General features: G+C 34.7%; 11 protein-coding genes and 1 tRNA gene. 5 read left to right on the forward strand and 7 right to left on the reverse strand.

What is annotated here, in order from left to right:
- Nucleotides 1-144: 144 nt before the first annotated feature.
- Nucleotides 145-2,193, reverse strand: coding sequence for a tetratricopeptide repeat-containing sensor histidine kinase (locus PXC01_RS16275; protein ID WP_276473342.1), 2,049 nt, complete (start codon nucleotides 2,191-2,193; stop codon nucleotides 145-147).
- A gap of 156 nt (nucleotides 2,194-2,349) precedes the next feature.
- Between PXC01_RS16275 and PXC01_RS16280 the strand changes: the two genes are divergently transcribed.
- Nucleotides 2,350-2,425, forward strand: a tRNA-His gene (locus tag PXC01_RS16280).
- A gap of 131 nt (nucleotides 2,426-2,556) precedes the next feature.
- On the opposite strand, the gene PXC01_RS16285 is transcribed toward PXC01_RS16280, so the two are convergent.
- From PXC01_RS16285 to PXC01_RS16295, 3 genes are all read right to left on the reverse strand, one after another.
- Nucleotides 2,557-4,107 carry a M28 family peptidase gene (locus tag PXC01_RS16285; protein WP_276473343.1) on the reverse strand — a complete coding sequence of 517 codons (1,551 nt, stop codon included), beginning with the start codon at nucleotides 4,105-4,107 and terminating at the stop codon, nucleotides 2,557-2,559.
- Nucleotides 4,108-4,198: 91 nt separating this feature from the next.
- Nucleotides 4,199-4,855 (reverse strand): SGNH/GDSL hydrolase family protein, encoded by a 657-nt coding sequence (locus tag PXC01_RS16290; protein WP_276473344.1) that lies wholly within the window; start codon nucleotides 4,853-4,855, stop codon nucleotides 4,199-4,201.
- Nucleotides 4,856-4,893: 38 nt separating this feature from the next.
- Nucleotides 4,894-5,316, reverse strand: a complete 423-nt coding sequence (locus PXC01_RS16295; protein WP_276473345.1) for a hypothetical protein — start codon at nucleotides 5,314-5,316, stop codon at nucleotides 4,894-4,896.
- A gap of 150 nt (nucleotides 5,317-5,466) precedes the next feature.
- On the opposite strand from PXC01_RS16295, the gene PXC01_RS16300 reads away from it, so the two are divergent.
- Nucleotides 5,467-5,922 (forward strand): YfiM family lipoprotein, encoded by a 456-nt coding sequence (locus PXC01_RS16300; protein WP_276473346.1) that lies wholly within the window; start codon nucleotides 5,467-5,469, stop codon nucleotides 5,920-5,922.
- Between the two features lie 5 nt (nucleotides 5,923-5,927).
- Here PXC01_RS16300 and PXC01_RS16305 read toward each other — a convergent pair whose 3' ends face one another.
- Entirely contained in the window at nucleotides 5,928-7,412 is a 1,485-nt protein-coding gene (locus tag PXC01_RS16305) for a S10 family peptidase (RefSeq protein ID WP_276473347.1), read from the reverse strand.
- A 222-nt stretch (nucleotides 7,413-7,634) separates the two neighbouring features.
- On the opposite strand from PXC01_RS16305, the gene PXC01_RS16310 reads away from it, so the two are divergent.
- The 3 genes from PXC01_RS16310 to PXC01_RS16320 all read left to right on the forward strand — a co-directional run bounded on the left by PXC01_RS16310 (nucleotide 7,635) and on the right by PXC01_RS16320 (nucleotide 12,500).
- On the forward strand, nucleotides 7,635-8,771 hold the full coding sequence (locus PXC01_RS16310; RefSeq protein ID WP_276473348.1) for a Gfo/Idh/MocA family protein: 1,137 nt from the start codon (nucleotides 7,635-7,637) through the stop codon (nucleotides 8,769-8,771).
- Nucleotides 8,772-8,961: 190 nt separating this feature from the next.
- The gene (locus PXC01_RS16315) at nucleotides 8,962-10,584 is read left to right on the forward strand and encodes an alkaline phosphatase PhoX (RefSeq protein ID WP_276473349.1); all 1,623 of its coding nucleotides are present in this window, start codon (nucleotides 8,962-8,964) and stop codon (nucleotides 10,582-10,584) included.
- A gap of 77 nt (nucleotides 10,585-10,661) precedes the next feature.
- Nucleotides 10,662-12,500, forward strand: a complete 1,839-nt coding sequence (locus PXC01_RS16320; RefSeq protein WP_276473350.1) for a cytochrome-c peroxidase — start codon at nucleotides 10,662-10,664, stop codon at nucleotides 12,498-12,500.
- On the opposite strand, the gene PXC01_RS16325 is transcribed toward PXC01_RS16320, so the two are convergent.
- Both PXC01_RS16325 and PXC01_RS16330 read right to left on the reverse strand, forming a co-directional pair.
- Nucleotides 12,497-13,261, reverse strand: coding sequence for a TIGR02757 family protein (locus PXC01_RS16325; protein ID WP_276473351.1), 765 nt, complete (start codon nucleotides 13,259-13,261; stop codon nucleotides 12,497-12,499). The genes PXC01_RS16320 and PXC01_RS16325 overlap by 4 nt on opposite strands.
- Nucleotides 13,258-13,815: a CPBP family intramembrane glutamic endopeptidase gene (locus PXC01_RS16330; protein WP_276473352.1), complete on the reverse strand. Its 558-nt coding sequence runs from the start codon at nucleotides 13,813-13,815 to the stop codon at nucleotides 13,258-13,260. The genes PXC01_RS16325 and PXC01_RS16330 overlap by 4 nt, the downstream gene beginning before the upstream one ends.
- Between the last annotated feature and the right edge of the window lie 10 nt (nucleotides 13,816-13,825).

Here is a 13,825-nt window from a genome sequence, read left to right on the forward strand (position 1 = left end):
GTGAAACGCGATTTATTGTGTGTTTTAACGTCGTATTTATGTATTTTGTCGATGATTTTGAAAATTTTGGAAGAAATAGTAACCAATTAGATAATTCTGATATCTAGAATTTTTCAATAAAATTATTATAATTAAAATTCACTGTTAGGCGATAGCTAAGGGAAGTTCTACAATAAATTGGCTGCCTTTGTTCGGTTCACTTTTTACCGCTATTTCACCGTTATTCTTAATTACCATTGCTTTAACGAGTCTTAAGCCTAAGCCTGTACCTTTTTCTTTATTTGTACCATAATTAGAAAAATTTTCAGAAGAACTAAATAGCTTTTGAACATCTTCCTCTGTCATGCCTACACCGGTATCGGAAACTTCAATGACCAGGTTCCTATTTTTTATCTTGGTAGAAATGGTAATCATGCCATTGTTAGGGGTAAACTTAATGGCATTGTTGATCAGGTTTCTGAAAATGATATTAAATTGTTGCAAATCTGCAAAAACACTGTGGTTAGTAGCAACTTGATTATTTATACGTATGGATTTCTTGTTGATTTCATTTCTATATAATTGTAAAATTATATCTAATTCTTCTTTGACCTGTATACTTTTAATATTTACCGTACTGCCTTGCATTTGTGTTTTTCCCCAGTGCAAAAGATTATCCATAGTAAATTGCACTTGCTCTAAATCCTCTTTTAGCTGTGGCGCAAATTTTTCAAAATAAGTTTTACCTTCTGGATCTTCCAGGTACAATGCTAAAATTTCATTTAATGAAATTATGGGGCCTCTTAGGTCATGACCAACAATTGAAAATAAACGGTCTTGATTTGCGTTAATTTGGGTAAGTTTTTTCTGGTTTTCGTTTAAAATTTCTGCTTGGTTCGCCAGTTTTTTGTTTAATTTTTTTTCTCTTTGATTAGCGCTAAAAATCAGAAACACAATAATCATCAATGTAATTAAACCTGCTAGAGACCATTTAACATATTTGCGCTGTTCGTTTAATGCCAATTCATTTTCTGCTTTTAAACGTTGTGTTTCTTTATCAAAATTCAATTTTGCGTTGAGCATCATTAAATTTTGCCTATTTTTTTTCTTATAATTATCATTAGAGATTTTTTCGGTTAACTCTAAATATTTTAATGATTCTGTTATTAAATTTTGCTTTTTCTTAATTTCATACATGGTTCTATAAGCTTTTTCCAAACCTGCATCATAATCCGATGATTTATAGAGATCAAGACTTTTTAAGACAAATTCTTCAGATTTAACAAGATTGTTTAAACCTAGGTAAGACCTTGCCAATCCATATTTAATATCGGCTTTAGTTTTGACATCGCTAATTGTACTATGCATGTCCAAAGACTTTTGATAATTCTTTATGGCTTTCTCATAATCGTTTAATTTAAGATAGTAAAGACCTTGGGTGGCGTAGGTCCATGCCAGCCACGTATTGTTATTATGGGTCTCATACATTTTAAAGGTCTCGTCTAGATTACTTTTTGCTACTCTTAAATTTCCTAGTTCTATGTTTAAAAATGCCATGTTGCTCAACATCATGGCTTCTTTTGTTGGGTCATTTAATTTTTTAACAACTTCAAATGCTGCAGCATAGTATTTTAACGCTTCGTCAGAATCTTCTAATCGACTAAAAATTGTTCCTAAATTCATGTTTAGTCGGAACAAATTAAATTCGTCATTAGTCCTTTCCGCAATGGCCAGGGCGTGTAAAAATTGAGTATATGTAGATGGGTAATCGTTTTTGAAAAAATAGGCTTGCCCAAGGGTATTATAAATTTTCATTTCTATTTTGGGATAATCCTTTAGATGAGGATTGTTTACCGTTGTCAAACAAAATTCAATTGCCTTATCTGTTTTTCCTGTATAAAGGTATAAAGTGGCAAAATTTGACAACGCTTCCAGTTCGCCATAAACGTAATTATTTTTTTTACTCAATTCAAGTGCTCGTTTTGAGTTTATTTTCATAGAATCTTGCGCTATTAACCGTTGGTAATAGGAGAGTTTGTTTAAGTTATCGATATACTCAAAGTCGTTTTCAGAAAAATCTGGACATTTTTCTAATTCTAAATTTTTTTCATGATAAAGTTGAACACTGTCTTTTTGTGCTAATGCGGTATAAAAATTAAAACAAACCAAAGCTAAGAGAAGAAAATTAAGCTTATAATTTGATTTAGAATACATTATGATTTAGGTGTGATATAGGTGAGTTGTTATATTTAAAACTTAAAGTTAAAAGAAATAAATTAAACCATTCTTAAAATTAAATATTTCTTCAAATTTCAATTAAATATTTGTTAGAACTATATAAAAAAATTATCTTTGCACTCGCTTACAAATGGTGGTTGTAGCTCAGCTGGTTAGAGCATCGGTTTGTGGTACCGAGGGTCGCCGGTTCGAACCCGGTCTTCCACCCTAAAGCAGATAGAAAGTCTTGGATTCATTCCAGGACTTTTTTGTTTTACAAGTATTGGTTTTCACTTTTTTAAGTAAAAAAATAAGTCTGCCACAAAGTGGCAGACTATTTAAATTTAAATAGGCCGATAGTTAATCTACCTTTAATTTTTGCTCTCTATTGGCTATTTCCCAAGCAGTGTGAAATACTAACCTAGTTCTGTTCTGCAATAGATCATAATTGATTTTGTCTGGTGTATCACTTGGTTTATGATAATCAGCATGCGTTCCATTAAAATAAAATATAATCGGAATGTTATTTTTAGCAAAATTATAATGGTCACTTCTATAGTAAAAACGATTAGGGTCGTTTTCGTCATTATACGTATAGTCTAGCTCTATATTCATGAATTTCTTATTCACTTCTTCAGATAGGTTGTGTAATTCAATACTAAGTTTATCAGAACCTATTAAATAAATATAATTTCTATCTCCCTCACGTTTTGGGTCAATTCTACCAATCATGTCAATATTTAAATTTGCTACGGTTTGCTCTAAAGGAACAATTGGATCAACATCTGTGTAATATTGAGATCCTAATAATCCTTTTTCTTCCCCGGTAACATGTAAGAATACAATTGATCTTTTAGGACCCACACCTGCATTTGATGCTTTTATAAAAGCTTCTGCAATTTCCAATAGGGCAACGGTACCTGATCCGTCATCATCTGCACCATTATTGATTTCCCCGTCTCCGGCAATACCAATATGATCTAAGTGAGATGAAATAACCAAATACTCATTTGGTTTTTCAGAACCTTTGATCATTGCTACCACATTTTCAGACTTAATTACATCATTAGAACTTTCAAAACTTAAATCAATCTTTTTTGATAATACCTTAGATTCACTATCAGATTCTATACTTGCATGCAAACTCTTAGCAAGCTCTTGATCAATAAATAGGCTGTAGAATTCAGGGGCATTGTTATCAACTACTTCCATTCTGCCACTGTTGTTCTGTTTCATTGTTTCAAATCTACGTTTAAATCTGCTGAAATTGTCCGTATCATAATACAGAACGCCTACTGCGCCCTTATCAACCGCAATTTGAATTCTTTTTGTTAAAGATTCTGACATATTGCTCCATATAGAGGTTTCTGTATTGCCGGATATTACGTAATTTCCATCGGACTTCTTTGGCTCACCCGATTTTAATAAAACTATTTTTCCGGTTACATCAATATCATTATAACTAGAATAAGAATCATCTTCAATACCATAACCTACATAAATAATTTCATTTACAGAAGTGTTTGCGGCCGCAAAGGTCAGAACATGCTCCCCAATTGAAAAATCGGTTCCGTTTACACTTAGCTTTCCTTTTGGTAGCTTACTTATTTCCAATGGTACATCTTGAAAATAATTTCCGTCAGTTTTAGCTGCAGGAATACCCAATTTCTCATATTCAGCTTTTAAATAGGCAATAGCCTTTTTTTGACCTGGTTGTCCAGTTTCTCTACCTTCAAATTCATCGGATGCATAGATATATAGATGCTCCTTTAATTCTGTCTCTGTAATAGATTCTGCAAACGTAATTTCCGATGCTGTCTTAGATGCCTCTGTGGAGACATCATTAACTGTTTTTTGAGAGGAATTGCAAGAAATCGCCGTAGCGACCAATAAGAATAGTGTTTTTTTCATTTTGTCGAAATCAAATTTTTTCAAAAATAATCAAATCTTTAGTGGTTTCAATCCGCATTATCAACAATGAGAATAGCACTAAATTGAAATCTTAATTTTTAATAGCTTGGGCGATTGCCGCTTCAACTAATGGCTCCATTACCATATAGCCTTCGGCAGTTGGGTGTACTTCGTCTGCTGCATATTTCTTTGGTAGGCCGTTACGCTCATCAACCATGGCAGAGAAGTAATCTAAATAGATATGTCCATGTGTATTCGCGTATTTTTTTATCATCGCATTAAGCTTAATAATTTTTTCTGCAGGTTCTAAACCCGGTTTCCAAGGGTAATCATAGGCAGGTAGGGTAGAGGAAAGAATTACCTTAATGTCATTTGCATGGGCCATCTCTGCCATACCTTTAATATTGTCCATAATCATTTTTAAGGTAGATGGTCCTGTATTACCTGCTATATCATTGGTACCTGCCAATATTGTTACCACTTTTGGTTTAAGATCAATGACATCTTGTCTAAATCTTATTAACATTTGTGGCGTAGTTTGACCACTGATACCGCGATTTATATAGGGTTTGCCCTTAAAAAACTCCGGACGCGTTTTTAACCAGCCTATTGTAATGGAATTGCCCATAAACACCACACGGTTTTCGTTTTCCGTGGCTTGTTCTATTGTGTCATTAGCAACTTTAAAGTGTTTTAAATCTGCCCAATCCTGTGCATTTACAGAGGTTAATCCTAAAATAGATAACATACAGGTATACATTATTGTTTTTATTCTATGCATCTTTACTATGATTGTTGAATTAGTTCTTTTTCTTCAGCCTTTAATGGAATGTTTTTTATAATACTTGCCTTATTTGGTCTTTGTGCTGCCAAATAGGCCAATAAGCACACAGAAATAACCAAAGGAAGGGCATTGGCAGTATTGTAATATGCAAACAATCCTATAAAGGCAGGAATTTCAATAAGCGCATATTTGATATGTAAAGCAGATTGATACTTTTTTAGCTTTTCTTCTAAACGACTTTCTGATTTAATATTGGAAGTCATTTTTTTAAAGACCCATTGACTACCAAAATAGCCTAACATTGCAAATACCGGAACTATATATAAAAATACACCTTGACCCGCTGTACTTGTATTAAATGATTTGATCTGTAAAAATACCCAAAGGGTAAAAATGCTTAAGCCTATTAATAGGAATAGATGCATTATTGTAAGACTTTTGATAAAACTTTTTATTTCCATATTTTAATTTAAAATCCTAAGATAATATAAAATTGACCTATGATGAATTTGACGGGTTATTACTTGTAATTATTTAACCTAGGCCATCTATTAGAATTTTTATCTTTGCGCAGTATGAAAAAGATACTAACTATTTCTCTTCTGCTATTTTTAGCTGTCAAAGCTTACGGTCAAATTGAGCAAGATAAGGTTCTCCACTTTTTAGGTGGCAATCTTTACGGACTTGTAGGGGCGGGAATTGCGAACGAAGTTTCAGATGGCAATAGAACATGGACCTTTGTTGGTTCGGTTGGTGGCAGTTTGCTAATTGGTTTGGCCAAAGAGGCTATTGATGAAAATCAATACGGTGGGTGGAGCAATGAAGATTTGTTAGCTACCGTACTGGGTGGTGTAACTGTTGGTGCTACAATTGACATTTTCAAAAAAAGAAAACAACGTAAAAGGGAACAATTATTTATAGATGCTACAAAGACGGTAGATTACCGTCATCAAATGAAATTCCCAATAAAAACAACTGAGATCAACTCGCTATATGTATTGGGAATGTCCAGTACGGTTTTAGAAAGGTAGTTTTTCTAATACTTTGCACTTTTTCCTGTTGCAATTGTACGCTTTATAAAATCGCGGATGTCATCATTTGCGGTTTTTAAATCTTCTCTTCGTAGGTACATCATATGACCTGAACGATATCCTTTAAAACTAAATCTATCATTCATGCGGCCGCTTGGGTCTACTTGCCACATGGTATATTTTGCATTGAAGTATGTGGTAGCTCCATCATAATAGCCAGATTGTACCAAAACATTTAAATATGGGTTTTGTGCCATTGCTTGTCTTAAATTATCTCTGGTATTGTCATCGTCATTGTTCCAAGGGTGTACCGGACCGAACATATTATATTTTACATCCGTCTTAAAATTTAACTCTTCCTGTAAGTAATAGTTAATGGCAGGGGTAAAGCTATGTAGCCAAGATGTTAATTCAGAATTATAGTCTGGCCTTGTACCGGCTAGTTGTTTATCTATTCCTAAATATCTTGAATCTAAGCGTCCTACGGTATGCCCGCTTTTATCTTTTAAAAGATTTTTCCAAAAGAAAGAAGTAGGTACGGAAAGGTTGTGGTCAAGAATGTCTTTTTTGTTCAATCCTGAGTAATAAGCCATTTTATCTGCCACGGCTTCTTTTTCGGAAGCCTCTAAAAATCCTCCTTTAGCCAATGCCGGTATAAGCTTATCAATTGTATATGCTTCAGACTCCGGTAGAATTTCTAAAAGATCTTTACTCTGTAAGGCTGGTGGTAAAGCTTTGTGATGCCATGCCGCTGCAGTATAATAAGGTAGGTTTATTGCTTCGGCAACGGGTCCGGAATTGCGTATCACTTTATAATCAGCCGGTGAAACCATTATGACACCGTTTAAATACATCCATTGTTGATTTTGTAGAGCCAAAGAAAGACCCATTACGCGTGTGCCCCCATAGCTTTCCCCGATTATATATTTTGGCGAGCGCCATCTGTTGTTTCTGGTTACAAAGGTGTTCAACCATTCTGCCAAATATTTAATATCGGCATTTATGCCAAAGAATTTGTCGCGGTCTACTTCTTTTCCGCTTGCAGGGATAGTTCTGCTATAACCTGTGTTTACAGGATTTACATAAACGATATCCGCAATATCTAAAACTGAATGCGGATTGTCATTTACACCATAAGGTTGAACAGGATATCCTTCATCATCAATTTTTAAAACCTTTGGTCCGGTATACGCTAAATGCATCCATACCGAACCTGATCCTGGACCTCCATTAAATGAAATCAATAGAGGTCTAGCAGCACGATCCTTGATGTTGTTTCTAGTATAATAGGTATAATGCAAAGAGGCTATGGGTTTTGCATTTTCGTCCCATACAGGTTGGGTCCCGGTCTGTGCGGTGTACGAAAAACTAGCGCCATTAATGGTAGCGTTATGTTGTGTTGTGATAACGGTGTCTACGGGTAATTCCCTAGACTGGCCAAAGGCAAATGCAGTGACCAAACAAAAGGTAAATTGTACTATTTTTTTCATGGTTTGATAAGGTTCTGTTGTAAAACGAAAATAAGCATAATTGTGCTATTTTATTCGTTGTTCGGACCTATTGAGTTTTAAATGTCAAATCCGTAATTATGATGGTTTTAAAAATGGAATGTTTTAAATTTTTTGGCTGGTATCCATAATGTAAATACAAACTAATTAATTATGGAATTACCTGATAATTATTTACTTTTCTAATTCATACAACTAATACTCATGAAACAACTTACAAGACGATCATTTAATGGTTTGGCTACTAAAGGGCTGTTAGGATCCGCTTTTCTCGCCAATATGCCTTTGGCGAATGCCTTTACAACTAATAAAAACGGTAAAAAGTTAGGTGTAGCCTTGGTTGGTTTAGGGAGCTACAGTACTTATCAATTAGCACCTTCTTTATTGGATACGGAGCATTGTTATTTGGCAGGAATTGTAACCGGTACAAAAGAAAAGGAATCTGTTTGGCAAGAGAAATACAATATACCCAAAGAGAATATTTATAATTATGAGAATTTTGATACCATTGCGGATAATGACAGCATAGATGTTATTTATGTAGTATTACCCAATAGTATGCATGCGGAATTTTGTATTCGTGCGGCAAAGGCAGGTAAACATGTTATCTGTGAAAAACCAATGGCCGTAAGTGTTGCGGAATGTGATGCAATTATGAATGCGTGCAATGAACATAAGGTTAAGCTTTCTGTTGGTTATAGAATGCAAAGCGACCCTTATACCCATGAAGTCAAAAAATACGTTAGGGAAAAAACTTTTGGCGATGTTTTGTTTGTTTCATCTGATGCAGGATATGTCTCTAACGGTAATCCAGATCAATGGCGACTAAATAAAAAATTATCTGGTGGCGGAGCGCTTATGAACATGGGTGTGTACGCTATACAAACCAGTATTTATGGTACAGGTCAAAACCCTATTTCAGTTTCTGCACAAGAATTTAGTACTAGACCAGAATATTTTAAGGATACCGATGAGACCATTACCGCTCAGTTTAAATTTGAGAATGGTGCTATCGCACATATGATGACTTCGCATAATGCAAATGGTAATAGATTAAAATGTCATTGTAGTAAAGGTTGGTTTGAACTTGACCCAGCCCATAGTTACGGACCAATAAGTGGTAGAACTTCTAATGGAGATGTCTTAAAGTTTCCACATAAAAGACAACAGGCTTTACAGATGGATGATTTTGCAAAGCATATTTTGTTGGACAGTAAAAACGTGGCTCCTGGTGAAATGGGAAAAAGAGATATGATAATTGTAGAGGCTATTTACAACTCGATAAGAGAAGGTGGACAAGAACAGTTATTGTCATTAGGTAATTTAGGTATTTTGATGTAATTATTTGAAAAACAAATAGTTAAAACTTAACTTAAAGTTAAGTTCAAGTTTTGATCACTTCAACTTCAAGTTAAGTTTACATGTTAACATTATCATAAGATTTAATTCATTTATTGCTAATTTTCAGTAAACCTTACTTAAAGGTTATCTCTATAGTTTTGGCATTCATAACCTAAAAACTATATTGATAATGAAACAAACGAAAAATTTACTATTTAAAGCCCTTTTCCTTTCTTGCTTAGGATTAGCTGTTATGAGCTGTGATGGAGAAGACGGTGTAGATGGTACAAATGGTATTGACGGTGTAGACGGTGCTGATGGCGCAGACGGAGCCAATGGCGCCGATGGTGCTGACGGACAAGATTTGACTCTGGAAGAATCTATTCCATTAACTAGTTCCGTAACTCCAAACGAACTATTCGAACTTAAAGGTGCTTTTGCAGGTTCTGCTGACCTTAATATGATCATGTCCTCTGCAGATATCTTAGAATCTGATTCTACTTTTGTTTATGGTTCTTATATGGATGGAGCTGCACTTTACCCTACAGAAGATGGTAACTATGCTTTGATCAATAATTTAGAAGCAGATTATTCCATTGCAAGAATTATGTTGAATTCTGAACTACAGCCTTTACAAGGAGATTATATAGTAAATTCTACAGCTACTGCTTTTACAGCAATGTGTTCTGGATCTTCAATTACTGTTGAAGAGCACGGGTTTGGTCCTTTATACCTTTCTGGTGGAGAATGGGGCGGTAACGCTAAGGGTGTATTTAAAGTAAACCCTTTTAGAGCAAAAGAAGATAGGGTAGAAGTAGAAAGATTACCTGCAATGGGTGAGTGGTCAACAGAAAATGCTGTTGTTATTGGAAAAGATGCTTATTCTTCTCAAACAGTAGTTTTTATGGGTGATGACCACAGTGACAATACATACCCACAAGCTCATTTTGGAATGTACGTTGGTCAAAGAGGTGATCTTTATGGAGGTAAACTTTATGTACTTAGAGGTACAAACCCAGTAGAATCTGCTCCTGGAGAAGGCGGTCAGTTATTTGAAATGGGAATGGCTCAAGACATTGAATACGATGTAGAATGGGTAGAAGTTACTGAAAGAACTATAGATGAGTTGAACCAAGAAGCTATTGACTTGGGTGCTATAGGATTTCAAAGAATTGAAGATATCGATTGGAGAAGAGGTTCTGCCGATGCTCAAAGAGAAGTATATTTTAATGCTACCGGTAGAATTCGTGGAGATAATCCGGACCTTAACTTAAGAGGTACTGGTTTTGGTCGTGTTTACAAACTAGTTTTAGATCCTGAAGATCCAACGGCTCCTGCTAAATTAACTGTTGTAGTTGATGGTGACTTAGAAGGTGGAAAAGGTGATGGAATGCATTCTCCGGATAACATTTTGGTAACTGAGAACTATGCTTACATTCAAGAAGATCCAAATGGTTATGGAGATTTAAATGCGGATATCACAGGTTTTGCCAAGTTATGGCAATTAGACCTAAATACGGGCAACTTTGTTGAAGTTATGGAGTGTAACCAAACATATGCTGCAAGTGTTGGTATTGGTAATACCGATAGTATGTGGGAAATAACCGGCTTGATCGATGTTACCGATATCATAGGTGCATCTGAACCAACCTTTATTGGTGGAGCTCAAGTACATGGATGGAATTTTAATACCACTCCTGATACAGCTGTAAGGGCAGACGGACTTAAATTTGTTGACCCTACTGCAATTAGTGAAGGCAGTGCTCGCTTAGAAGGTTCCGTACTTTTTAAGTTGACAGGCTTACCTAGATAAGTGATGTAATTGTACCAAGTTTAAAGGTTCCCTTCACTGGGAACCTTTTTCTATTCATATTAATTTCAAAGCGAAACATGAGCGCATTTAATTATAAATGGATTTTGATTGTATTTGTTTGTTTTTTTCTGTCCTGCAAGAATGAGGAAACAAAACCTTTGTTGGCTATAAATGCTAATGATCAATCTATGTTCAACAATGCTATAAGGGAACATTATTTTTTGGCATTGGATAGTACTTCTTATTACATGCAGCAAATAGATACCGCACAATCGCTCTCAAAGAACAAAGAACTGTTTTTAAAAAGTAGGGAATGGTATAAAAGGGTAGAGCCTATGCTTATCGCATATGATTATGAGAATTACATCTCAATGAATGCGCCTAATTTGCTTAAGGTAGAAATAGACGACCATACCGATATTAAAAAACAAAAACCAAAGAGTTTTCAAGTATTGGAAGAGCTTCTTTATAGTGAAGAAGGATATTCCAATGAAGATTTGAATACTGTATTGGAGTATTTAAAGATTAGAATTCCGTTTGTTCGAAAAAATCATATTCTCATCACCCAAAGAGATAGGCATCATTTAAAAATGATAAGAGATGCCATTGTAAATGTGGCTACTAAAGGTATTACAGGTTTTGATTCTCCAATGTTGGCAAACTCATTGAACGAAGCTGTTTATAATTATGAAACGCTACAAACAGTTTTGGATATTTATAAAGAGGCTTTTAGGGATAATACCTTATATGTACATTGGAAAAAAGAAATTTCTTCCACCATTGATGATTTACAAAGTGCCAATTTTGACGAATTTGATCGATACTCGTTTATAAAATTGCATACCAATACGCAATTGGATCTAGTGGATAAGACTGCTAATGATTGGGGAATTGAATTAATCCAATCAAGGGCTTTGGACCCTAAGGTTACCAATCTTTTTGATAAGAATTTTTTCAATATGAAGATGTTCTCCACCCAAAGAGCACCAGATATTACTGAAGAAAGAATTGAGTTGGGAAGACAGTTGTTCAATGATACGGATTTATCCGGCTCCGGTACTATTAGTTGTGCGACTTGCCATATTGCGGAAAAAGCATTTACCGACGGGCATAAAATTGCTAAAGGTATAAACGGCCAAGATTTGCAACGTAATTCACCAACATTAACCTATGCTGTTTACCAACGTTCTTTGTTTTATGATGGTAGGGCAGATGGTCTTGAGGATCAAATTGTTGGAGTCACCAATAATGAAAATGAGTTTCATATAGATTTGGAAAAATTAGAAGAGAAAATTCAAGATAAATCAGTGTATAAAGTTCAATTTGATTCGCTTTACGATGGCAAAATTTCCGATATGAACGTACGTAATGCTATTGCAACATATATAAGAAGTTTAGCTCCGTTCGATTCTAAATTCGATCGGAACATGAACAATCTAGAAGAAACCATGACTACCGAAGAGATTACCGGTTTTAATCTTTTTATGGGTAAAGCGGCGTGTGCCACTTGTCATTTTCCACCGGCATTTAACGGTACGGTGCCTCCTAAATATATGGAAAGCGAATTTGAAAATTTGGGCGTGCCCAAAAACGCAAGTTTTGAAAACCCTGTTTTAGATGATGATTGGGGGCAGTATTATCCTTATGAAGTAGAGGAGAAGAAGCATTTTTTTAAAACTTCAACATTGCGTAATGCAAAATTAACCGGACCTTACATGCACAACGGGGTGTATGAAACTTTAGAGGAAGTAGTGGAGTTTTATAATGTTGGTGGCGGTCAGGGCATGGGCTTAGATGTACCTTACCAAACTTTACCTCCAGACTCTTTACATCTAACGACTACAGAATCTAAGGCTATAATTGCGTTTATGAAAACACTGACCGATAAAAGATTTGAGAAAGAAGCCATAAACTAGAATTTTTCAAAAACACCTAAACCAAAAAGGGCAAAATCATATTTAACTGGATCCAAAGGGTCCAGTTTTCTTAAGCTTTTATCTAGCTCGGCTAATGCTTTGGCATCGTTTTGTTTTCTTTTTAATAATCCTAATTTTCTAGCTACATTACCTGAATGTACATCTAATGGGCAAGATAATTTTGAAGTAGGTATTCCTTTCCATATGCCAAAATCCACATTGGTAGTTGCATCTCTAACCATCCAACGTAAAAACATATTTATCCTTTTGGCGGCAGAACCTTTTAAAGGATCAGATACGTGCTTTGTTGTGCGTTGCTCATATGGTAATTCAAAAAATGTTTTCTTGAATTTTGAAATTGTGGGCTGTAGACTGTCATTAGATTGATGCATGGTAAATACACCTTCAAGACCTTGGTGGAACGTGTAAATATTTTTTAAGCTTTTTATAAAATATTTTAAATCATTTTCATTGAACGTTCTATGAACAAATCCTGATAAATTATCTAAATCATCATCGGTATGGTTAAGCACAAAGTCATACGGACTTTGTCCCATTTTTTCCATTAACTTATGAGAATTATTGATGATGCTCTTTCTGTTGCCCCAAGCAATGGTTGCCGTTAGAAAAGCACTGATTTCAATATCTTCTTTTTGTGTGAAAAGATGTGGAATTTGTATAGGATCGGTTTCTAAGAATTCAGGTTTGTTATATTCAAAAACCTTTTCGTCAAGAAATATTTTTAGCTCACTTTTTGTCATTCAATAGAAATATCTAACAATTGCATAATTAGCACAGGAACCACTAAAACCATATTGTAAATGGCGTGTAGCGCGATGGACCATAACAAACCAAATTTTACCCGTATGTAGCCTAAAAGAAATCCTACACTAATTTGTGGTGCAACCAACAATGGAGAAAAAAGTAAAACCTGAGTGCTCATTTCAAAATTACTGATATGCATAAGGCCGAACGCAATTGTAAACAAATAGAAAATTGGTTTAAAAAATTTTGAATCTTTAAAAAATATAAGCGGACCTCTAAATAACATTTCTTCAAAGAAAGGAGCTACAATTACTGCTAAAAAGAAAATAAGTACCACTGAGTAGTTTCCGAATAAATCATCCATGGCATGTTTGCCCATCTCAATCTTTAAAATACTTTCTAAAACTCCTGCTACCATTAATAATACAATACTTGCTGTTAATGCGATAATTAAAAGCTTAAAGAGAATTCTCAATTTTTCTGATAGAGAACTTTCAATATCTTGTGTATAGACAGGTTTTTTGGCAAATAAGAGTAGTTCTTCTAGCATCTAATTTAAT

The organism is Maribacter huludaoensis, from assembly GCF_029350945.1.
Classification (GTDB): domain Bacteria; phylum Bacteroidota; class Bacteroidia; order Flavobacteriales; family Flavobacteriaceae; genus Maribacter; species Maribacter huludaoensis.

Coding starts and splice junctions, on each gene's coding strand:
- PXC01_RS16275 (WP_276473342.1), bottom strand. CDS start 2,193: ATGTATTCTAAATCAAATTATAAGCTTAATTTTCTTCTCTTAGCTTTG.
- PXC01_RS16285 (WP_276473343.1), bottom strand. CDS start 4,107: ATGAAAAAAACACTATTCTTATTGGTCGCTACGGCGATTTCTTGCAAT.
- PXC01_RS16290 (WP_276473344.1), bottom strand. CDS start 4,855: ATGTTATCTATTTTAGGATTAACCTCTGTAAATGCACAGGATTGGGCA.
- PXC01_RS16295 (WP_276473345.1), bottom strand. CDS start 5,316: ATGCATCTATTCCTATTAATAGGCTTAAGCATTTTTACCCTTTGGGTA.
- PXC01_RS16300 (WP_276473346.1), top strand. CDS start 5,467: ATGAAAAAGATACTAACTATTTCTCTTCTGCTATTTTTAGCTGTCAAA.
- PXC01_RS16305 (WP_276473347.1), bottom strand. CDS start 7,412: ATGAAAAAAATAGTACAATTTACCTTTTGTTTGGTCACTGCATTTGCC.
- PXC01_RS16310 (WP_276473348.1), top strand. CDS start 7,635: ATGAAACAACTTACAAGACGATCATTTAATGGTTTGGCTACTAAAGGG.
- PXC01_RS16315 (WP_276473349.1), top strand. CDS start 8,962: ATGAAACAAACGAAAAATTTACTATTTAAAGCCCTTTTCCTTTCTTGC.
- PXC01_RS16320 (WP_276473350.1), top strand. CDS start 10,662: ATGAGCGCATTTAATTATAAATGGATTTTGATTGTATTTGTTTGTTTT.
- PXC01_RS16325 (WP_276473351.1), bottom strand. CDS start 13,261: ATGACAAAAAGTGAGCTAAAAATATTTCTTGACGAAAAGGTTTTTGAA.
- PXC01_RS16330 (WP_276473352.1), bottom strand. CDS start 13,815: ATGCTAGAAGAACTACTCTTATTTGCCAAAAAACCTGTCTATACACAA.